The sequence below is a fragment of the Staphylococcus sp. HMSC068C09 genome (assembly GCF_001813735.1).
GTDB lineage: Bacteria > Bacillota > Bacilli > Staphylococcales > Staphylococcaceae > Staphylococcus > Staphylococcus hominis.
Genome location: NZ_KV813778.1, coordinates 157,402 through 180,058 on the forward strand (window position 1 = coordinate 157,402; position 22,657 = coordinate 180,058).

Annotated in this window: 20 protein-coding genes; 12 read left to right on the forward strand and 8 right to left on the reverse strand. The window is 32.9% G+C overall.

What is annotated here, in order from left to right; genetic code table 11:
* The 3 genes from dcm to HMPREF2930_RS10245 all read left to right on the forward strand — a co-directional run.
* Positions 1-922: DNA (cytosine-5-)-methyltransferase (gene dcm / locus HMPREF2930_RS10235; protein WP_070597400.1), on the forward strand; the 922-nt coding region annotated here is incomplete at its 5' end.
* Between the two features lie 179 nt (positions 923-1,101).
* Positions 1,102-1,578, forward strand: a complete 477-nt coding sequence (locus tag HMPREF2930_RS10240; RefSeq protein ID WP_017175016.1) for a hypothetical protein — start codon at positions 1,102-1,104, stop codon at positions 1,576-1,578.
* Between the two features lie 361 nt (positions 1,579-1,939).
* Positions 1,940-2,131, forward strand: coding sequence for a hypothetical protein (locus HMPREF2930_RS10245; RefSeq protein WP_002448449.1), 192 nt, complete (start codon positions 1,940-1,942; stop codon positions 2,129-2,131).
* Between the two features lie 155 nt (positions 2,132-2,286).
* Here the strand turns inward: HMPREF2930_RS10245 and HMPREF2930_RS10250 are convergent, their stop codons facing one another.
* On the reverse strand, positions 2,287-2,568 hold the full coding sequence (locus HMPREF2930_RS10250; RefSeq protein ID WP_017175015.1) for a DUF1413 domain-containing protein: 282 nt from the start codon (positions 2,566-2,568) through the stop codon (positions 2,287-2,289).
* Between the two features lie 156 nt (positions 2,569-2,724).
* Between HMPREF2930_RS10250 and HMPREF2930_RS10255 the strand changes: the two genes are divergently transcribed.
* Positions 2,725-3,420: an SDR family oxidoreductase gene (locus HMPREF2930_RS10255; protein WP_017175014.1), complete on the forward strand. Its 696-nt coding sequence runs from the start codon at positions 2,725-2,727 to the stop codon at positions 3,418-3,420.
* 124 nt (positions 3,421-3,544) lie between these two features.
* Positions 3,545-4,777 carry an acetylornithine deacetylase gene (locus HMPREF2930_RS10260; protein ID WP_017175013.1) on the forward strand — a complete coding sequence of 411 codons (1,233 nt, stop codon included), beginning with the start codon at positions 3,545-3,547 and terminating at the stop codon, positions 4,775-4,777.
* A gap of 56 nt (positions 4,778-4,833) precedes the next feature.
* Here HMPREF2930_RS10260 and HMPREF2930_RS10265 read toward each other — a convergent pair whose 3' ends face one another.
* Together HMPREF2930_RS10265 and ppx are read right to left on the reverse strand one after the other, a co-directional pair.
* Positions 4,834-6,999, reverse strand: coding sequence for an RNA degradosome polyphosphate kinase (locus tag HMPREF2930_RS10265; protein WP_017175012.1), 2,166 nt, complete (start codon positions 6,997-6,999; stop codon positions 4,834-4,836).
* A 102-nt stretch (positions 7,000-7,101) separates the two neighbouring features.
* Positions 7,102-8,643, reverse strand: a complete 1,542-nt coding sequence (ppx, locus tag HMPREF2930_RS10270; protein WP_017175011.1) for an exopolyphosphatase — start codon at positions 8,641-8,643, stop codon at positions 7,102-7,104.
* Between the two features lie 215 nt (positions 8,644-8,858).
* On the opposite strand from ppx, the gene HMPREF2930_RS10275 reads away from it, so the two are divergent.
* Positions 8,859-9,677, forward strand: a complete 819-nt coding sequence (locus HMPREF2930_RS10275) for an SDR family oxidoreductase (protein ID WP_017175010.1) — start codon at positions 8,859-8,861, stop codon at positions 9,675-9,677.
* 387 nt (positions 9,678-10,064) lie between these two features.
* Here the strand turns inward: HMPREF2930_RS10275 and HMPREF2930_RS10280 are convergent, their stop codons facing one another.
* Positions 10,065-11,141 carry a M42 family metallopeptidase gene (locus tag HMPREF2930_RS10280; RefSeq protein ID WP_017175008.1) on the reverse strand — a complete coding sequence of 359 codons (1,077 nt, stop codon included), beginning with the start codon at positions 11,139-11,141 and terminating at the stop codon, positions 10,065-10,067.
* A gap of 164 nt (positions 11,142-11,305) precedes the next feature.
* On the opposite strand from HMPREF2930_RS10280, the gene HMPREF2930_RS10285 reads away from it, so the two are divergent.
* Complete coding sequence (locus HMPREF2930_RS10285; protein ID WP_029376762.1) at positions 11,306-11,764, forward strand: DUF1307 domain-containing protein; 459 nt, start codon at positions 11,306-11,308, stop codon at positions 11,762-11,764.
* Positions 11,765-11,817: 53 nt separating this feature from the next.
* Here the strand turns inward: HMPREF2930_RS10285 and HMPREF2930_RS10290 are convergent, their stop codons facing one another.
* Positions 11,818-13,398: an FMN-binding glutamate synthase family protein gene (locus tag HMPREF2930_RS10290; RefSeq protein WP_017175006.1), complete on the reverse strand. Its 1,581-nt coding sequence runs from the start codon at positions 13,396-13,398 to the stop codon at positions 11,818-11,820.
* Positions 13,399-13,582: 184 nt separating this feature from the next.
* Between HMPREF2930_RS10290 and lnsB the strand changes: the two genes are divergently transcribed.
* From lnsB to HMPREF2930_RS10315, 5 genes are all read left to right on the forward strand, one after another.
* Positions 13,583-14,365 carry a CPBP family lipoprotein N-acylation protein LnsB gene (gene lnsB, locus HMPREF2930_RS10295; protein ID WP_037541486.1) on the forward strand — a complete coding sequence of 261 codons (783 nt, stop codon included), beginning with the start codon at positions 13,583-13,585 and terminating at the stop codon, positions 14,363-14,365.
* 22 nt (positions 14,366-14,387) lie between these two features.
* Complete coding sequence (locus HMPREF2930_RS10300; RefSeq protein ID WP_017175004.1) at positions 14,388-15,197, forward strand: CPBP family intramembrane glutamic endopeptidase; 810 nt, start codon at positions 14,388-14,390, stop codon at positions 15,195-15,197.
* 129 nt (positions 15,198-15,326) lie between these two features.
* Positions 15,327-15,989, forward strand: a complete 663-nt coding sequence (locus HMPREF2930_RS10305; RefSeq protein WP_017175003.1) for an ABC transporter ATP-binding protein — start codon at positions 15,327-15,329, stop codon at positions 15,987-15,989.
* Positions 15,982-16,758, forward strand: a complete 777-nt coding sequence (fetB, locus tag HMPREF2930_RS10310; protein WP_017175002.1) for an ABC transporter permease — start codon at positions 15,982-15,984, stop codon at positions 16,756-16,758. The genes HMPREF2930_RS10305 and fetB overlap by 8 nt, the downstream gene beginning before the upstream one ends.
* 131 nt (positions 16,759-16,889) lie before the next feature.
* A complete protein-coding gene (locus HMPREF2930_RS10315; protein WP_017175001.1) occupies positions 16,890-18,065 on the forward strand; it encodes an MFS transporter in 1,176 nt (391 codons plus the stop codon).
* Between the two features lie 48 nt (positions 18,066-18,113).
* Here HMPREF2930_RS10315 and HMPREF2930_RS10320 read toward each other — a convergent pair whose 3' ends face one another.
* The 3 genes from HMPREF2930_RS10320 to HMPREF2930_RS10330 form a co-directional block, all read right to left on the reverse strand.
* A complete protein-coding gene (locus HMPREF2930_RS10320; RefSeq protein WP_017175000.1) occupies positions 18,114-19,463 on the reverse strand; it encodes a carboxylesterase family protein in 1,350 nt (449 codons plus the stop codon).
* Between the two features lie 101 nt (positions 19,464-19,564).
* Positions 19,565-21,208, reverse strand: coding sequence for an APC family permease (locus HMPREF2930_RS10325; RefSeq protein ID WP_017174999.1), 1,644 nt, complete (start codon positions 21,206-21,208; stop codon positions 19,565-19,567).
* Positions 21,209-21,506: 298 nt separating this feature from the next.
* A complete protein-coding gene (locus HMPREF2930_RS10330; protein ID WP_029376761.1) occupies positions 21,507-22,562 on the reverse strand; it encodes a 2,3-butanediol dehydrogenase in 1,056 nt (351 codons plus the stop codon).
* Positions 22,563-22,657 lie beyond the last annotated feature (95 nt).

Here is a 22,657-nt window from a genome sequence, read left to right on the forward strand (position 1 = left end):
TTTATTTTGGCAAATTATTAGATTTATTCAAAACACTTACCCTAAGTATATTTTACTAGAAAATGTAGACCGCTTATTAAAATCACCGTCAAGTCAAAGGGGAAGAGACTTTGGTGTCATGTTATCAACATTAAATGAACTTGGCTATAATGTAGAATGGAGAGTAATTAATGCAGCTGACTACGGAAATGCTCAAAGAAGAAGAAGAGTTTTTATTTTTGGCTACAAACAAGATTTAGATTATGCTAATTTAATAGATAAACACTCACTTGAAGAATTGATATATAAATATGGAATGTTTGCGGAAGCTTTTCCGATACAAAGCGAACCAAACAAAAATAGAATTAATTCTATTGCCATATCAAAGGATATTGTAGAAATATCAGATGAATTTAGTTTTCAGTTTTATAATAGTGGCATCATGAAAAATGGCAACATCTTAACAATTGACACTATTCCTAAATATGAAAAATCAATAACGTTAGGTGAAATAGTCTTAAATGAAGTAGATGATAATTATACTTTATCGGAAGAAAAAATTGAGAAATTTAAATACTTGAGAGGTCCCAAAAAAATAAAAAGAACTTCTAAAGATGGTCATGAATACTATTTTTCAGAAGGTGGAATGTCAGAATTCGATGATTTGGACTTACCTGCTAGAACCATGTTAACTAGTGAAGCGTCAGTTAATAGAAGCTCGCATTTTTTAAAAATTAATGAGAAATATAGAACTCTAACTCCTATAGAAGCAGAAAGGTTAAATGGTTTTCCTGATAATTGGACGGATACAATGCCTGATCGTATGAGATACTTTTGTATGGGAAATGCTCTAGTAGTTCCTATCGTTACAAGGATTGGCAATCAAATTGAAAAAATAGAAAAACTGACTAAAGATAAATTTAGTCAATTAAAACTTTTTTAAAACAACACTATTTTTAGTGTTGTTTTTTGTTTATTATCACTAATTTAATAATATAATTGTAAACTACATATAAAGTTGGTGTATATAATGAATAAAAGTAATATAGACTATGATTTAAAAAAGGAAATAGAAATAGGCAATTTTTAGATGAATATTTTTATAAAAATTTAAATAGTATTTTGAGTAATTGTGAAATTAAAGATATTAAAAGAACCGTTGATTCTAAAAAACAACATCGTGGAATAGATTTAACTATTGAATATGGTCATGAAAAAAAAGTTAATATTGATGAGAAAGCGGCAGTAACATATTTTAATAAAGAGATACCAATCTTCGCATTAGAAATATTTTTTTACAATAAGAATAATGAATTAAAAGAGGGATGGCTATTTGGAGATAAATATGATTCAACAGATAGTTACTTATTTATATGGGGAGAGAACAATGGAAAAGAGATTTTTGCTGATAACATCACTAAACTTGAATTATGCTCTATAAAAAAATCTGTTTTAAGACAAGATATTGAAAAAAGATTTAATATTAATAAAGAGAATTATTATAATATTTGTTTAGATAAAATGAATAGTATATTAAAAAATTCTAAAAATAAAGATAGTAAAGAATATGTTAAAGATAAGAAAAATGAGGCTTACTGAAAAATTGGTAATGTTAAAGAGAGACCCTTTCTAATGATTTATAAAAAAAATATGTTAAAAGAAATATGTCAAAGTTGGTTTGTAGTAACAAAAGAAGAAGTAAAACAAATTAAATAGAAGACCTAGATCTCTTATTCTATATTTGTGACATTCCTGAAGGAACAAGATAAGGAGCAAAATAGCACGCATTTTTTAATCTCCTAACATACTTATCATTTAAATTCAACTTACATGTGAAAAAATGAACAAACAAATTTTTAAATTATTGAACTATTTGTGAAAATCATCACATACCCCTTTTAAAATAAAAAAAAGCGTGTATGATAAGAATTGTAAGGAATAAGTAATTGGAGTGATACTAATGAGAAAGGTAATAGAAGGCGTTATTTTTTCTGAAGAAGGTAGCTACGATATTTATTTAAAAACAGGCGTAAACCAAGGATTAATTAGTGATATAAAAGATGGATATATGACAATTGATTCAATGTCGTATTTAGATGCTGAACGTTTATACTTCTATGGTCTCGAACGTAAAACACTAGTTACAAATTAAAATACAGAATTGAATGACCTCCTATAACATTCATGAACGTATAATGTCATGCCCTCGTTGGTGAGCAATCGAGGGCATACCCTAAATATACCCCCAATCATTTTTGGATAATGTGTTAAAACCCACATCTCACTTCCCTTGATGTGGGTTTTTTATTATAAAGATTTAAAGTTGTTCTTCACTTCGTTATATTGATACTCTTGATTATACAATTTGAACTTATAGCCCTCTTCACTAGAAAAAGGCATTCGAATATTTGGAATGTGATCCATTCGTGCAATAAATTCTCTTTCTTGACGTGTGCGTTCTTTGACACTCATGTTTAACCATTCTTCTTTAGTAAATAAATCTTCGAAACGAAATGAAAAACTTGTGCGGCCTACTTTTTGACGTAATGCTTGAACTAATGGACTAAAATCTTTCGCAATCACAGACATATTCTATTCCCCTTTATTTATAGTAATATATATCTTCACTTTATTACGTTTACTTTTAAATTACAATCTATAATTGAGACTTTAAATTGATACAGACGTTTATTTATAGAGAATTATGGAAATTGAATGAATAAACAACAATAAAGGATGATGAATATGGCTAAATTAACAGATAAAGTTGCGATTATTACAGGTGCGAGTAGTGGAATTGGTGAAGCAACAGTCAAACGACTTGCTGAAGAAGGCGCTAAAGTTGTACTAGCTGGTCGTAGTGATGAGAAGTTACAACGTGTTGCAGAACATTTGAATGAAGGCGACTACCTTATTACGCCAACCAATGTGATGTATCGTGATGACGTTGATGCGCTCGTAGAAAATGCGATTGCTAAATTTGGAAAAGTCGATATCTTTGTTAATTGTGCAGGCATTAACTTATCTTCTAAAATCACAGATTACAAAGTAGACGATTGGGATAAAATGGTTGATACGAATATTAAAGGATTATTATATGGTCTGAATGCCGTACTTCCTCATTTTGAAGAACAATCTAGTGGTCATATTGTCAATATGGCATCTATTTCGGGCTTTGAAGTTAATAAGACAAGTGCATTATACAGTGCAACGAAATCTGCTGTATTACGTATCGTAGAAGCTTTAGAAAAAGAGCTTGCGCGAACGGGTATTAAATCAACAAGTATTTTACCAGGAATGGTAGATACGCCTATGACAGAAGTATATGACTTTGGTGATAGAAAGAAATTAGATCCTGAGAATATAGCGGATGCGGTGATTTATGCAGTGACGCAACCTGCACATGTAAACGTTAATGAAGTCGTCGTTCGTCCAATTTAAATCTAATGAGAATAAGAGCGTTTCGTGCCTATGGTAGGAAACGCTCCTTTTTACCCTTCAATATTAGTGTTGAAATGTTACACTTATATTGAAAGATCATATAACTTAAAAGGGTGATAAAGTGATGGAACAACGTTTATTTGAATTGTTAGATGGATTAGTTAAATATAATACGGAAAGTCCTCCTGGACGTAATACGGATCCTTTACAAGATGACATTGAACAATTATTAAAAACACTAAATTTTGATATTCAACGTGAACATTTATATGAAAATGATAGTGTTATCGTCGCAACATTAAAAGGGGAAGATGAGGATGCACCTAAATTAATTCTCAATGGTCATGTAGATGTGGCGAATGTGGACGATGATTCTAATTGGCACTATCCACCGTTTCAATTAACTGAAAAAGAGGGGTGGCTATATGGTCGTGGTGTGAGTGATATGAAAGGCGGTATGGCCTCGCTGTTTTATGTGCTTGAAAAACTACATCAAGAAGGACGACGACCTAAAGGAGATATTGTCGTGCAATCTGTAGTAGGAGAAGAAGTGGGTGAAGCGGGAACAAAACGCGCATGTGAAATCGGTCCTCAAGCAGATTTAGCATTAGTATTAGATACAAGTGAAAATATGGCACTTGGACAAGGCGGGGTCATTACAGGGTGGATTACGGTTAAAAGTAAGAATACCATTCATGATGGTGCACGTAGTCAAACGATTCATGCTGGCGGAGGTTTATTTGGTGCAAGTGCAATTGAAAAAATGACTAAAATCATTCAAGCACTGAATGAACTTGAACAACACTGGGCAGTAATGAAACATAGTCCTGGGATGCCACCAGGTGCGAATACGATTAATCCAGCAGTTATTGAAGGGGGACGTCATCCTGCTTTTATTGCTGATGAATGTCGTTTATGGATTACGGTTCATTATTTACCTAATGAAAGTTATGACGACGTTACAAAAGAGATAGAAGCGTATTTAAATCGTGTTGCAGATGCAGACATTTGGTTGAGAGAGAACCCATTACAGTTCGAATGGGGCGGTGAATCAATGATAGAAGATAAGGGAGAAATTTTCCCAAGTTTTACTATTCCATTAGAACATCCCGGCTTTAAACAATTACAAGATGCGCATTATCACGTTCATCACAGCGAAATGAAACATGGTATGAGTACCACAGTGACAGATGGAGGTTGGACAGCTCATTTTGATATTCCAACCATTTTATATGGTCCAGGTAGTTTAGAAGAAGCCCATAGTGTAGATGAAAAGATAGAAGCACAAGAACTTCAAACTTATAGTGATGTGTTATATACATTCTTAAAACACTGGTATGAACATCCTGAGAAATAAATTAAAAAGCCAAGTCGTGCTTATGAATGACACGACTTGGCTATTTTATAGTCATATTATTTTTTTAATGTTTTTCGAAGACGATTGACCCAGCTAGCTCTTCTTTTGGAAACGACGGGCATTCCTGAAGGCTGGGTTGTCTCCTTTTTTAGCTTTTTACCATATTTAACTGCTTCTTTCATCAAGTAAGCTTGTGAATTTAATGGTGATAAATCATTTTGAACGTAATGATAATCACCATATTGATCTTGATAACGTCCTTTTTGATTATCAGATAATTGTAAATTCATAAAGTCTACAAGACGTTTACCGATTTCTTTATCTTCTACAGGGAATAAGATTTCAACACGTTTAATCATGTTACGTGTCATGACGTCTGCAGATGATAAATAAATACGTTCGTCACCATTATTGTAGAAGTAGTAAATACGAGAGTGTTCTAATAGACGACCTACAATACTGACAACTTCAATATTTTCGCTGACCCCTGGAATGCCTGGTTTTAGGCAACAGATACCGCGAATAATGAGTTGAATTTTAACACCCGCTTGAGATGCTTCAAATAATTTTTCAATGATGGCCTTATCAGTTAAGGAGTTCATTTTCATCATAATTTTACCGTTACCATGTTGACGATGACTTGCAATTTCTTTATCAATGCGATCAATAAAGACGTCACGAATATCGAATGGTGCGACAATTAATTTATTATATTCAGGTTTAACTGAGTAACCACTTAAATAGTTAAAGAAATTAATGGCATCTTCAGCAATTAATGTATCTGTCGTAATGACACCCATATCTGTGTATAGTTTTGCAGTTTTATCGTTATAGTTACCTGTACCTAAGTGTACGAATGAAGTTAATTCGCCACCGATACGTTTAACGACAAGAGCAATTTTACTATGCGTTTTTAAATGGGTCATACCATAAATAACGTGACAACCTGCATCTTCTAACATACGTGCCCAATGAACGTTATTTTCTTCGTCGAAACGTGCTTTTAATTCTACAAGTACAGTCACTTGTTTACCATTTTCAGCCGCTTCTTTTAAGCTTTTAATAATGGGTGAATCTTTACTTACACGATAAAGCGTTTGTTTAATCGCAATCGTGTTAGGATCTTCAGCTGCTTCACGAATAAAGTCTACGATAGGCTCAAATGATTCGTACGGGTGATGGAAAAAGACATCACGTTTTAATGCAAGATCATACACATTATTGTTACCTAATGAACGTGGAATTTGTGGTGTATATTTATCATATGTTAAATATTTCAATTTATGGGATAGATGGTCAACTAAGCCAAAGATAAATGTTAAATCTAAAGGTCCATTAAGTAAGTAAACGTCTTGTTCATCTACTTCTAAAGTGTCTGTTAACCATCCTAAATCTTCGATAGACGCTGTACGATTGTCGACTTCTAAGCGTACAGCAGAACCACTTTTACGTTCTTTTAAGAAGCGTTCAATTTCGATAAGTAAGTCTTCAGCGCCATCTTCATGAATCGTTAAATCAGCATTTCGAGTAATTCTAAATGTAAAGGTATTTAATACTTCATAGCCTGTAAATAAGTGATTGATGAAGTGTGTAATGACATCTTCTACCATGACTACATATTGTTTTGAACCTTCATTATAAGTTAAAAATCTAGGGATAAGAGATGGAATTTGAACAATCGCTGAGTTAATGGCATCATCTGTATCGATATCTACGAAGATATTTAGACTTTTATTATTTAGTTTTGGGAAAGGATGGTATGCATCTATACCAAGTGGTGTTAACGTTGGTAAAATAGTTAGTTTAAAATCTCTTTCTAACTTACTTAAAATAGAGTCAGATAAGTTTTCTGGTTTACACATAACAATATCATAATTGCGTAATTCTTCGATAAGTTCGTTATAGCGTTCATATTGCATATTGACATATTTTTTAGCTTTTTCTTGAATCGCATCTACTTGTTCTTGTGGTGTCATTTGTGTTTTATTTTCAGGTTTATCGAATCCCATTTTTACTTGGTCTTTTAAACCAGCCACACGCACCATGAAGAATTCATCTAAGTTCGAACTAAAGATAGATACGAAATTTAATTTTTCTAATAGTGGATTGTTGTTATCATAAGCTTCTTGTAATACGCGATAGTTGAAATCTAACCAACTGAGTTCGCGATTATTATAGTACTTCGGCAAGCTAATATCGTAGTCTCCCAATTGAGTTTGCATATTCAAAATACACCTCGTCATTTCTTCGATTATCAATCTTTCTATTTGTAAAAATATATAGTCTATGACAGAACTATCTATCTATAATATAGCATACAAATTTTAAGATTTTGTAAAGACAATGGATACTGATCCTTTAAGAATCTTTTCGATATGCTTTTTCTGTCTTAATGCTTGATATTTCTCAGCAATCGGTTCACCTTCAGTATAATGTACGGTCAGTTCATAATCGTCATTGCCTTTTTTCGTTTCTTTTAAAGTCACGTCTTCAACAAAGCTAGTTTGTGAAATATTTAAAGCATTCACAAATTTAATAATGCCACCTAGTGCTTGAATTGTTTCAATTTCCTTATTACTGAACCAATCTGTTTCTTTACAATAGAACTTAAGTAAAGATTTATTTTTAAAACTTGCTAAAAGGGCGAGTTTAACGCGATCTTTATGTGTATAACCATTAATCATTGAGTTCGCGATAATATAATACGTATGTGGAGAACTTGAATCTGAATCAATAAATCTACCTAAATAATAAATATAGGTCGCTTCTTCAAAGAGACGTTGCTCTGTGTCATTAATCTTTAAATCACCTAAATCAAGTAATTGTTTTAATAAAGATTGTGCTAATTTTAGACGACCTTGTGAGCTATGTTCTTCGATGTGATAATCATGGGCTAAGAAATAAATCGATTCTTTACGCACATTATTTTTGTCAAATACATCTGGATAGCGTGAGCGAATTTGTTTAATAATATAACCTTCACGTAAGCCATTTCTTGAAAATGTGAATTGCTTCGCATCTATTTTTTTATAAAGTGTCTTAAATACTGACACCGCTGGAAGAATAATATCTGCACGATCGCGACTTAATCCATCTAGGTTATTTAACTCATCACGTGAACTTTTACGTATAACGTTGTACACTTCATCAATATCTTTATCTGACATTGTATAATTGTGTACACCACTTATAGGATAAGCGTGTTCGGATTGATGAATACGTGCTACGTTACGTGCAGAACCACCGACGCCGACTAATGCAACATCTTGATCTTTAAGCCAATCTAATGTACTAAATTGTTGAGATAGAAATTTCTCCATATCTTTGATCGCGCCTTTATCATTGTGATCTTTGCCATCAAAGAATTTATGTTTTAATGTTACTACACCGAAAGGAAAACTGTGTGATTCAAATAATTCTTTATCCTTAAATAAAGTAACTTCAGTTGAACCGCCACCGATGTCTACAGATACGCCATTTTCAATTTCCGTAGTATGAGTAATAGCATAATAACCATAATATGCTTCGTCTTTTTCAGGGATAATTGAAATTTCAATATCAAGTTCATCTTTTACTTTTTTAACAATGTCATCCTTATTCTCAGATTGACGAATTGCTGCTGTTGCGATAGGATGCAATTCTTTTACTTCAAATTTTTCAGATACAGATTTAAAACTGCGTAATGCTTCAATGAGTACTTTAATACCTTCTTGACTCATTTTATTTTCTTTTGTCAAATATTGACTCAAGCGAGCAGGCGTTTTAATGTTGAGCAATTCATTTAATCCTGCATCTTTGCTAAATCTAAAGATAACTAATCTAATCGTATTCGAGCCAATATCTATTAATCCTATACGTTCTTCCATCATGGCCTCCTAAGTCTTTCAATACTTCCTATTATAGTTTTATTTTACATGAATTTTATTAATAGAAAAAGATACGAATCATATTTACATTTCTTTGGATATAGAAAAGAATTCAATTGTAAAACGATTTCATTTTTAGTATCACGTTTAATCTAAACTGTTTAGTGGAAGAATAAGGTTGTATTAGAAAACAAGTTCACTAGGAGTGTGATAAGATGAGACGTTTAGAAAATAAAATTGCAGTCATCACAGGTGCGAGTACAGGTATTGGACAAGCATCGGCAAAAGTGTTAGCGCAAGAAGGAGCACATGTCTTAGCACTTGATATTTCAGATGAATTAGAAAAAACTGTAGATGACATTAATCAAGAGGGCGGTAAAGCGACAGCTTATAAAGTTGATATCTCTCAAGATCAACAAGTGAAAGATTTTGCTGAGAAAGTTAAACAAGACTATGGTCACATTGACATTATCTTCAACAATGCAGGTGTAGATAATGGGGCAGGACGTATTCATGAATATCCAGTTGAAGTATTTGATAAAATTATGTCTGTCGATATGAGAGGTACATTCTTAGTAACGAAATTCTTATTACCATTAATGTTGGATAATGGAGGTTCAATCATTAATACAGCTTCATTCTCAGGACAAGCAGCAGACTTGTATCGTTCTGGTTATAATGCCGCTAAAGGTGGCGTCATTAATTTCACTAAATCGATTGCGATTGAATATGGACGTGAAAATATTCGTGCGAACGCGATTGCACCAGGTACCATTGAAACACCGCTTGTAGATCATTTAGCTGGTACATCTGAAGATGAAGCGGGTAAAACATTCCGCGATAATCAGAAATGGGTCACTCCACTTGGTCGTTTAGGACAACCTGAAGAAGTAGGTAAATTGGTTGCTTTCCTAGCATCAGATGATAGTTCATTTATTACAGGTGAAACGATTCGTATTGATGGTGGTGTGATGGCATACACTTGGCCTGGTGAAATGTTAAGTGAAGATAAATGGAAACATTCTGTAGAATAAATCATAGTGGATATATTAGCGTTTAAGTGTGAGAGATGGTTTCAGTATGAGGCTGTCTCTCACTTTTTATATATTTAGATAAATTATTCTATTTTATAAAAATGGTATAATATTGTCGTCGTCTTTCCTTTAGACGGTAGTACGTTTAAAGGAGGTGAAGTTATGACGTTAATATTTGTACTCGTTATTGCACCTATATTAAATAGGTGGCTCAATATATTGTTTGATTATTGGTTTGAACAATATAAGAATAAAAAAGACGGCAGATAATCCAATACACAAAGAACCCCTAGTCTAGGGCAATAGACTAGGGGTTCGCATCGTTATGACGTTAATACTCGTTAATGTGATATTAACATAAGTAGATGTAACATTTCAATATTCAAATTACCATTTGATTTGATTATACGTTTGGTCATTTAAAGAACGTACAATTTCAGTGATTAATCGTACTGAATTTTCATAATCATCTGTATGGAGAACAGATACATTTGAGTGCATATAGCGTAATGCCACACCAATAGCAATTGTTGGAATACCATCGTTAGCAACATGGATACTACCAGCATCTGTACCACCGCGTGGTGTGGTATCCCATTGAACCGTAATATAATGTTTTTTTGCCACTTCTTTAATATGTTGACGTAAGCCTTGATGTGCCACATTTGAAGCATCCATTAAAATAATTACTGGGCCGTCACCAATGGCTGTATCACTACCATATTGTGCCATTCCAGGTGTATCATATGCGACCGCAACGTCGACTGCGATAGCTAAATCGGGGTTGATTTTATTTGCTGCGACTTTAGCGCCACGTAAACCAACTTCTTCTTGTACAGTGCCACCTGCATATAAATTAATACCGATCGATTCATCTTTAAGATTGTTAAGTACGTCAATAGCAAGTGCACAACCGTATCGATTATCAAATGCTTTGGCAGTTAAATATTTACCATTTGCAAGTTGTTCAAACTCACTATAAGGTGTAATCATATTTCCAATTTCAATACCGTATTGTTCAGCATCTGCTTTACTTCTAACACCAATATCAATAAACATATCTTTGATATCGATAGACTTTTTACGTGCTTCTGGTTCAAGTACATGTGGAGGTTTAGAACCAATAATACCTCGTATTTCTTTACCATCGTCAGTCGTGATGGTTACTTTTTGAGATAACATCACTTGGCTCCACCAACCGCCAATAGGTTGGAATTTAATAAATCCATTATTATCAATTTTAGTGACGATGAATCCAATTTCATCTAAATGACCAGCTAACATTAATGATTTAGATCCCGTTTTACTTTCCTTTTTACCGAAGATACCACCCAAACCATCTTCGATAATCTCATCACTAATAGGTGTTAAATAGTCTCGCATTTTTTCTTTAACTTGGTACTCATAACCAGCGATACCATTAACATCTGTTAATGTTTTTAGTAATTCGATAGATTCTTTCATACATTGAGTCCTCCTAAAAAATTCGTTAAGTGTATTGTAGCATGGATAAAATGAATTTTATGAACAATAGTTTATCATATCTATGCAAATTAAATGTATCCCATTCATAGTTGGTAAGTGATATAATTTGTTTAAAATTAAAGATGGGGAAGTAGATGAGCATAATGAAAAAAGTCTTAACATTATTTGTGTTGTCAGTGTTAAGTGTTTGTATATTAGGGGCTTGTAGTCAATCACGTTCAAAAACATACGAAGGTGATATTGATGGTAAGCATGTTCTTACAACATTAACTTATAAAAAAAATAAAGTGATTAAACAATCAACTGTCAGTACTTTAAAATATGATGATCTGGGAATGTCTAAACAAGAAGGTGAAAAATCTTTTAAAGACTATCGTCCATTAAAAGGGGAAAAGGGCGTAACATATACGCTAAGTAGTAGGCATCAAAAAATAGTTGAAAACATAGATATTGATTATAACAAAGCAAACTTAAAAGATGTTAGTCGTTACTTTGCATTAGCACATTATTCTAAAAACTATAAAAAAGTGACAATGGATGGTACGGTCAAAGAACTTAAAAAAATTGGATTCAAGAAAAAAAGCAATATGAATGAAGAATAATAAAAAAGTGAGACAACCTTTCGATGATATAGATTGTCTCACTTTTTTGTTGACTATTGAATAAGTTTTAATTTATAACTTGCGATATCTTCAATATATCCATTTTTTCTTTTAATCACAATATGATCTTCTGTAATTTCATTTGGACTTTTAACACCTACTGCAGCTGCAACATTAAATAATCCCTCATGTAAACTCGTCACATAGTTTGTGACACGATATTGCTTTTCTTCAACAATTAAAGCTTTTTCTTTTTTAGCATCAGTTGTTGCGACGCCAACTGGGCAAGTATTTAAATGACATTGTTGGCTCATAATGCAACCAATACTGATCATCATACCTCTTGCAATATTACATAAATCAGCACCAAGTCCAAGTGCAATGGCTATTTTATCTGGTGTAATAAGTTTTCCAGATGCGAATATCTTCATATATTTGCGTGCATCATAACGTTCTAAAACACCAGTAACGATTGGAAGGGCAGTAAAAAGTGGGAGGCCAACACCATCTTGTAATTCTTGGAATGTTGCCCCTGTTCCACCTTCACCACCATCAACAGTAATAAAGTTTGGATAAATATCTAGGTTAATCATTTCTTGAACAAGGGCCTCAATTTCATCAACTCTGCTTACCACAATTTTAAATCCCACAGGTTTCTGACCGAGTTTTTGCAACTTAGCTACAAATTCTAATAACTCTTTTGGATTATTAATGAAATCGAAGCGGTTAGGTGAGTTGATTGTCTTATAGGGTTCGATATTACGAATTTTAGCAATTTCTTCTGTAACTTTATTGCCCTCCATATGACCACCACGTGTCTTAGCACCTTGTGCAAGCTTAATTTCAAATGCTTTAACTTCTTTATGGTTTGCCACATTTAAGAAAGCTTCTTCACTAAAACCACCGTCTTTATCTCTCACGCCGAATAAACCTGGTCCAATTTGATAAATAATATCGCAGCCACCTTTAAGATGATATTCAGATAATCCACCTTCCCCTGTATTCATCCATGTGCCAGCACGTGCAAGTCCTTGAGATAATGCAGTAATCGCGCGCCCACCTAATGAGCCATAACTCATACCAGATTGGCCTACTAAACGTTTGACTTTAAAGGGATGTGCTAATTCTTCGCCTATAATAACTGCATGATCATCTGATAAATAATAAGGATCGATGTGTTTATTCTCACGATGTTCTTCACGCTTAAACAATCGTTCATTATCGATTGAATAAATAAATGTTGAAATCATTGAATGGTTATCAATTTGAAGTTCTGACTTTTGTAATGGAAACATAGCGTTTCGAATATAAAAGCCTTCTTCATAGTTTTTTTCTGTACCAAAACTAGTCATTCTTGAATGATATTTACCTGCTAAAACGATATCAGTATATTGATTTCTTGAAAATGGTTTTCCTTCGGTATCATTTGCAAATAAATATTGACGTAATTCTGGTCCTATTTTCTCTGAAAAGTAACGTACTCTGCCTAATACAGGAAAGTTACGTAACACACTATGTTGTTCTTGTCTTTTATCTTTGAATAAAAGATATAACCCAACAATTAATAGAGACAGTAACACCATAATAATAAGAATATTAACTATAAATTGCATGACAGTAAGTAATGTTGTCATGCCCATCCCCCCCTTAATCCCCTTTATACTGTAAATCTTACATCAAAAAATTGTATTTACAAATAAAAATAAATAGATTTAATATTTATCTTTAAATATCAAATAATGAAAAAGTTAGAATCTCTTATGACAATAATGTTTTTAAATGATAAAGTACTATATACGTAGATCGTTGAGGTGATATATGAAAAAAGAAAAAGATGTGATCACACAAGTGGTATCAAAAAATCGATGGGGTAATCCTGAAATAATAAAAAAAGATTTTCTACTCATTCCTTTGTTTATCTTTTTCCAAATTTTAACGCCTATTATTATTGTTTTTGGTGTATTAGGTGTGACGGCTATGGTTACCCAACAACCACCGCCATCTTATTTATATAATGTGATGCTAAGTTTAAGTTTTGTGATTGCTCAATTTATTGTGTTAGGATTATTTTTCACATTACATAAGTTTTATATTACGAGTGTTGTACGACGACAATATCGTATTGCGATTCATCAGTATTTGAAATTGATTATAATCACCGTAATCGTTAGTGTGATGTTATATTATGGTTTTAATGCATTGGCACACATGTTACCGCATCCTTTTGGCTACGTAGACACACAAGCACAACGTCGTTTAGAAGGATTGTTTATTCATCCAAGTGCACTGATATTCACTTTTATTTCAGTAGTATTATTACGACCCTTAATTGATGAGTTACTATTTCGTCATCTATTGATTCATGAATTAGGCAAAAAATTTAATCTTTTAGTAATGATGATTGTTAGTGTTTTAATAGAAACCATTGTCCAAGTATATGATTTAATTTCAATATTGGAAGCCATACCTTACATGATTATTTCAATAGGTGCAGTGATTGTATATATGAAAAGTGGGAAAAATTTAGCAGCGTCCTATCTTTATCATAGTACTGTACAACTCATCATATTTATTATTACAATGATTGATAAGCTTGTTTAAATAGAAAGAATAGGAGAGTTATATGACTTCGGAACATAATGATACATACTACCAAACCTCAGAGCAGCGACCGATAAGAAATGAATTTGATTCAAAACGTATTGTTAAACGTGATTTTTGGCTCATACCTACATATTTAGTCATGAATATTGTTTTTCCGTTGATTCTTACATTTATTGTGATGGGAATAATTTCAGGCATCACAGGAGGTCATATATCGGAAAGTAAGTTTACAAAATATTATTTAGGATATGCCCAAGTCTTTACGTTAATTGGTCAATGTCTTGTATTAGTAGTCTTTTATTTAATGCATCGCAAAACCATTATTCCTATTGCCATCTCACGATTCAAAGCTTTAAAAAAACATATTCCACTCATTATCATTGTGATGGTGGCCCTTTATGTGTTGCAAGGCGCATATGGTTATTTAATGGAATTTTTACCGAAACAATATCAGTTTGATGATACAGAAAATAACAAAATGATTATTAAAATGTTTGAAATCAATTGGCTTTGGCCTGTTTTATTTTTAGATATTGTGATTATTACACCTTTTGTAGAAGAATTATTATTTAGACATTTGTTAATTCATGAGTTAGGTAAAAAATTAACGTATGGTGTGATGTATGTCGTGTCAGTGCTCGGATTTGCAGGATTACATATGACAAGTGCATCATCACCATTTGAAGTTGGTCCTTATTTAATTATGGCTACAGGATTTGTTGTGGCATATCACTTAAGTGGTCGAAATTTAGCGATGACGATTACCCTTCATATGATAAATAATTTTATTTCTTTTATAGCGATTATTATGAGTATCATTTGGGGTTAAGAGTAAGAGGTAGAGTCATTGAAATTCAAAAAATAGTAACATTGAATTTCATTACTTTGCCTCTTTTTTTGTTATGATAAAAAAGAATATGTCATCTCATTAAAGAGTAAAGATAAGGAGGAAACGCTTGTGTTATTAGAAGTAAAACATCTGACCTACAAAGCAGATCAACGAACGATACTCAATAATATTAATTTTAAATTAGATCAAGGTGAAACCGTTGCAGTGGTTGGTCCTTCTGGAAGCGGAAAAAGTACATTCTTAAAGCAACTCAACAATTTAATTAGTCCGACTGAAGGAGAATTGTTATTTAAAGGAAAACCATATGATGAGTACAGTCCTGAAGAATTACGTTCTAAAATTAGTTACATGATGCAACAAAGTGAATTATTTGGAACGACAGTAGAAGATAATATGGCTTTCCCAGCATTAACGCATCATGATCAATTTGATGAAGATAAAGCGAATGATTTACTTAATAAAGTCGGCTTGTCAAACTATAGTCTAGATTCAAAAGTAAAACATATGTCTGGTGGAGAACGTCAACGTATTGCTATTGCACGCCAGTTAATGTATCAACCAGAAATATTACTTCTAGATGAATCAACGAGTGCACTTGATACGCAAAATAAAGAAAAAATTGAAGATATTATCTTTAAATTAGCAGATGAAGGCGTCGCTATATTATGGATTACGCATAGTAATGATCAAAGTATGAGAAATTTCCAAAGAAGAATTACTATTAAAGATGGTCAGATTACAAATGAGGAGGTGTTAAGTCATAATGAGTAATACAGCGCTTTGTTTAACAGCATTATTATTATTAATTCCTATTATTATTTCATATAAAGAAGGCTTACATATTATCAAAGATTTAGTCGTCGCTTCGATTAGAGCGGTGGTTCAATTATTAATTTTAGGATTGATATTAGAATATATTTTTAAAATTGATCAAGTATGGATATTATTGATTGCAGTATTAGTCATTATTATTAACGCTTCTTGGAATACAATTCATCGTGCATCGCCTGTTATGCATCATGTGTTTTGGATTTCTTTTGTTTCTATATTTATATCAACAGCAATTCCGTTAGTATGTGCAGTGCTTGCTGGTGCTATCGATTTTAAAGCAAATGATGTCATTCCTATCGGTGGTATGCTTGCAAATAATGGTTTAATTGCCATTAATTTGGCATATCAAAATTTAGATCGTGCGTTCGTTCGAGATGTAGATGATATTGAATCTAAGTTAACATTAGCAGCAACGCCAAAGCTTGCGTCTAAAGGGGCGATTCGTGAAAGTATTCGTTTAGCGATTGTTCCAACAATTGATTCTGTAAAAACATATGGGTTAGTGTCTATTCCGGGTATGATGACAGGATTAATTATTGGAGGTATGGCACCATTACAAGCCATCAAATTCCAATTACTTGTTGTGTTTATTCATACTACTGCAACGATTATGTCTGCATTGATTGCAACGTATTTAAGTTATGGTCAATTCTTTAATGCACGTCATCAACTCGTAGCACGTACAACGAATATAAAAGACAATAACTAAATCTCAATGACATATTTTTTCGCACAAAAATTTAAAAAATTATTATATAATGAAACAGTTACGAATGATAAAGGTTACCATTGCGTAACTGTTTTTTTATACCAAAATATATAAAGAAAGGAGTTCTATGCATGTCTGTCATGCGAGTGGCAACCTTCATTATTAGTGTGTTTATCGTCGGTATGGTTGAGATGATGGTTGCAGGAATTATGAATTTAATGAGTGGAGATCTCGGTGTCTCTGAAGCGATTATTGGTCAGCTTGTGACTTTATATGCATTAACATTTGCTATTTGTGGCCCCATACTTGTTAAGCTTACGAATCGCTTTGCAGTACGACCGGTCTTATTATGGACACTCGTTGCATTTATCATTGGAAATGCAATGATTGCGATGGCGCCTAACTTTACTATTTTAGTGATTGGACGTATCTTATCTTCAGCAGCCGCTTCACTCATTATCGTTAAAGTCTTAGCTTTAACAGCGATGTTAACGATACCTAAAAATAGAGGGAAAATGATTGGTGTCGTTTATACTGGATTTAGTGGGGCTAATGTATTTGGCGTCCCAATCGGTACGATGATTGGGGATGCAATAGGTTGGAGATTTACGTTCTTATTTATTATTATTGTGAGTGTGATAGCTGGTGTACTGATGATGGTATATTTACCATCAACATCAGAATTAAATCAAGTTCAACGTCAATGGGGTTCAACTTCAAATAAACAGCCAAATACATCTAAAATTTTAAGACCAGTGGAGGTAGTCAAATATTTAGCAATTACTTTTTTAATTTTAGTAGCAAATTCTGTGACATTTGTTTATATTAATCCTCTTATTTTGAATCATGGTCATCAAATGGGATTTGTATCATTGGCGTTATTAGTGAATGGGATTGCAGGAGTGATTGGTACGTCGTTAGGTGGCATATTAGCAGATAAACTTAGCAGTAAACGTTGGCTAATCATTGCCTTTTCTATTTTTATAGTTATGATGTTGATAATGAATCTTATTTTGCATACTGTTACCCTATTATTAATTGGATTGTTTATATGGAATATTGTACAGTGGAGTACCAACCCAGCAATTCAAAGTGGTATAATTGAACATGTTGAAGGTGATACGAGTCAAGTGATGAGTTGGAATATGTCGAGTCTGAATGCGGGAATAGGATTTGGGGGCATTATTGGAGGACTCGTTGTTTCAAATATCTCTGTTCAAGCAGTCACGATTGTGAGCGCAATGGTTGGAGCTATGGGTCTTATTATTGTCATAAGTTTAAAAAATATGTCTTATATAAAAAATTAAGTAGGAAGTGGAACAGAATTCATTTTGAATTCATTGTTCCGCTTCTTTTTATTTATATATATAACAATAAGGTGTTTGAGGAGAATAAGATGGCCACGGCATAGTGTGGTATGTCGCAAAATAGATTAAATCATCTATCATATGTTTACTGAGATGACGTTCATGTTCTAATGAGTTCACACCATGCGCTTTTAAAACCTCTAATTTTCCAAACCAAAACACTAAATCTAAAATATGATAAGCAGATTGAAACGGTGATGCATTAGAAAGGCACCAGTCAAAACGTAATTTCCAACAATGGGGATTGTTGTCAAGTTGATTTAAAAATGAAATTGCAGGTGTTTCAAAATAATGCGTTGTCACCATACGGGCTTGGTCTTTACCAGTTTGAGCTTGAGAAATGTGAAGGTGTATATCATTTAATGTCATGACTTCCACAAAGCGCTCAGGTGATAATTTTCTAGATTCATTGCGAATATAAATATTGCCTTCCTCTTTCGTAGTACCTATAACAACCGGTTTAGTAAATTGAGAAAGGGGACGAGACATGTTTGACTCTTGAATAGGTGCATAAATCAATTCAAGACCTTTTGATTTTCCGCGTGATGCTTCATCATAAGCCATTAATGATAATATCTCTAAAGTTGTTAAATGAGTCATTCTTTTTTTAGGAAAATAGGTATCTTTCAGATAGGCAAAATGGGCTGCTTTCTTTTGTCCTAATAAATGAGAATCAAGACGTAGCGTTCCACTTAATAACATCACTTGATGATAGTATTTATCTAATTCTGGTCGTTGCATTAATGCCATAATACTCATACTACCAGCAGACTGTCCCATTAATGTTATATTGTTTGAATTTCCACCGAAATATTTAATAAACGTATGTATCCATTTGAGTGCATTAATTTGATCAGACAAACCATTGTTTTTATTATAATCGCTATTGAAGTAAGACCAGTCTAAAAATCCTAAAGCACCTAAACGATAATTAAACGTAATGACAATGACATCATGTTGTTCAACAATATGTTCAGGTGTATAAAGTTCCTGAGAACCATGTCCGTTCACAAAGCCACCACCATAAAAATAGATAATGACAGGCTTATTTTTATATTGATTATTTTGACACCAAATATTTAAATATAAACAGTCTTCACTTTGATTAAATAATTGAGCATGTGATGAGAAGAAGGTTTCGAGTTTGTTGTAGGGTTGTGGTGGTATAGATTTAAACGATGTTGCTTCAATGGTCTTATTCCAAGTTTTTAAGCATTTCGAGTGTTTAAATCGATGTTCATTGATAGGTTGATTAGCATAAGGAATCCCGAGAAAGTAATTAATTTTCTTTTTAGTATAGCCTTTAATATCTCCGCCATGTGTTTTAATTAAGGTCAACAGTATCATCTCCATACTTATCTTATATCTAATATAACATTAAAAAAAACGTCTGAAGCAAGATGAGACTATTCTCTAACTTGTTTCAGACGTTTGAATGATTATTCGTTACCTTTAGCAGCTGCTTCCGCTTCTTCTGGCGAACCATCTTTCATTTTTTTATTGATTTTCTTAGCACGTTTGAAGTAAATACTATTGAAGTGACTTGAAGAACCAATTTTATAAAAAATGAGGGACAACACAATAATAGCAATAAAGTCATATGGGTAGTGAATCCAGTTCATACCTTTAAATTCTTTACTACCTATAAATGACATAGCAGCTAATAAAATAAGATAGACAATAATCCATAAGCTACCGCCAATTTGCTTTTTAGTATTTTTCCAATTCATTTTATATTCATAGAAGAAGTAAATTGGTAAACCTAAAATAATAATTAAAATAACTTCTGCTGTAGTAGGCCACATTGCCCAATAAATGGCCAATGATGCTAATACGAATGATAAAGGTGCCATGATTTTTAATAATTTACCACGGAAGGGACGATGCAATTTAGGCCCCATTTTACGTAACGCAATAACTGTAGTAGGGCCTGTAAGATAGGCTACTAATGTTGCAGTTGAAATAACAGCTGCAAGTACCCCCCAATCGCGGAATAACGTTACCATGATCATACTCATGACAGCATTAAATGCAATCGCAACACGTGGAATATTATATTTTGAATTAATTTTTCCTAAGAATTTAGGAATATGACCATTTTTTTCCATAGCGCTTAATACGCGACCAGTAATGGCTACAAATGATACACCAGTACCAAATGGAGATACTACGGCTTCAATATAAAGTAAAATGGCTAACCAATTAATACTTAATAAAATTGCCATGTCTGCAAATGGTGAATTAAAGTTAATACCGTGCCAACCATGTGAATGAATCATTGATTGTGGCATTGAAGTGATAAATGTACTTTGTAAGATAATATATAAAATTGCACTTAATATTAGTGAAATGCCGATACCACGTGCAATGTTTTTCTCAGGATTTTTAATTTCTGAGCCCATATTAATGATCGTTTGGAATGCATTAAATGAGAAGATAATACCTGATGTTGTTGTTGCTGCAAAGATAGGAGCACTACCATATGGCATAAATGTATTCAAGGAATGACCATAGTTTCCTGAATCAAACCCTGAGATTGTTAACATAATAATTGTTAAGAGTGGCACCCCTAATTTAAATACAGAAATTAAACTTGTAAATGACGTTAATAATTTTACAGACCAATAATTTAATAATGAAAAGACAATAATGATTATGTAAACAACAAATAAACCAACTGTACTTATTGAACCATTATGCATCAATGCCTGAGTTGGCTTAGCCCAGTCCCAAGGCCAAGAGCTGATATATTGGACTGCAGATACTGCTTCAATTGGAATAATCGTTACGAGTGAGACCCAATTTGCCCATGCAGCAATGAAGCCAAGTAATGAACCATGTGTATATTGAGCATAGTTACTCATGCCACCAGATTGTGGAAACATTGTTCCTATTTCAATATAGTTATAAGAAATCGTTCCAATAACTATGAAGCCTATGACCCATGAGATAATGGCTGCTGGTCCAGCTACTGAAGATGCTTCCCATGCGCCAAAGAGCCAACCAGAACCAATTAACGAACCTAAACCGAGTAACACGAGTTGCGTCAAGCTAATTTTATTATCGTTTTTATTCTTTCCCATAAATACTCCTTTTAATTTATTTTATTTTTTATAAAAAAAACACGATATAATTATACGCTTATCATTTAATTAGTCAAATTAAATATTTAAGAGATTTCAAAATATTATTAAAAGGAGTTTATTAAATTTTTTCTATAATATAATGATGATAATGTTATGAAAAAGTATGTAGTGAAACCGATGTAGAAAGGGAATAAATGATAAATAAAAATAGAGATGATAGGCATAGAATCGTATGATTTGAAATAATACAAAAAACCCTGTAAAGAAGTTTTCTTTACAGGGTTAAAACATTTAATTAATATTTTTGGTCACCATTTAATTTAACTAGGATTTTAGCTTGTGATTTATCATTAACTAATTGATTGAATCCTGATTCAACGATGTCAGCTAATTCAATTTTATCTGTGACAACGCTCTTAACATCTAAGCTGCCATTTGCGATTAAATCAATTGTTTGTTGGAATGTTGTTGGTGTATAAGCAATAGTAGACGTTAATTTAACACCAGAGTTTGTCAATAACATTGGATCAAAGTTAACTTCGTGTGCAAAGATTGAAACAATGACAACACTACCTCTTGGGCGTGTTACTTTTACAGATTGTGCTAATGTTACGCCAACACCAGCTACTTCAAAGGTTACATCTACACCGTTTTCAGTATGTTCGTTTACGAATTCTAATGGGTCAGTATTACCAGAGTTTACAACGTGAGTTGCGCCCACTTCTTTAGCTTTAGCTAAACGTTCTTCTGATAAATCAAATACAAAGATTTTACTAGCACCAGCTGCTTTAGCTGCAACGACTGTTAATAAACCAATTGGACCTGCACCAAAGATAGCCACTGTATCACCAAATAATAAGTTACCTTCTTTAACAGCTTGCACTGCTACTGCTGTTGGTTCAACTAATGCACCTTCTTGAGCAGACACATTTTCAGGTAAGTGATACACATTGTCTTCAGGTGCATTAGTAAATTCAGCGAAACCACCATCTGAACCCAATCCGATGAATGTATACCCATCATATAAATCTAAATTTTCTTCTTTTTCACGTGCAGAAACAGTTGGGTTTACAACGACACGGTCACCTTTTTTATATTTTGTAACGTCTTTCCCCACTTCTTCAACGATACCTGAGAATTCATGTCCTAAAGTTACAGGTGCTTTTTGACCTAAGAATGGATCAGGTTTGTCAGTGGAAATAAATACTGGACCTTCTAAATATTCGTGTAAGTCAGTACCACAAATACCAGCCCAAGATACTTTAACTTTTACTTCGTTATCTTTTAATTCTTTTGGTTCACGATCTTCAACGCGAACATCTTTTTGACCATACCATACTGCTGCTTTCATGATATATAACATCCCTTTCATAATAAAAAACACTTTGTAATTATAGATTAATACGAGGAACTCAGAAATTCAAATATATATAAATGAATTGTTAA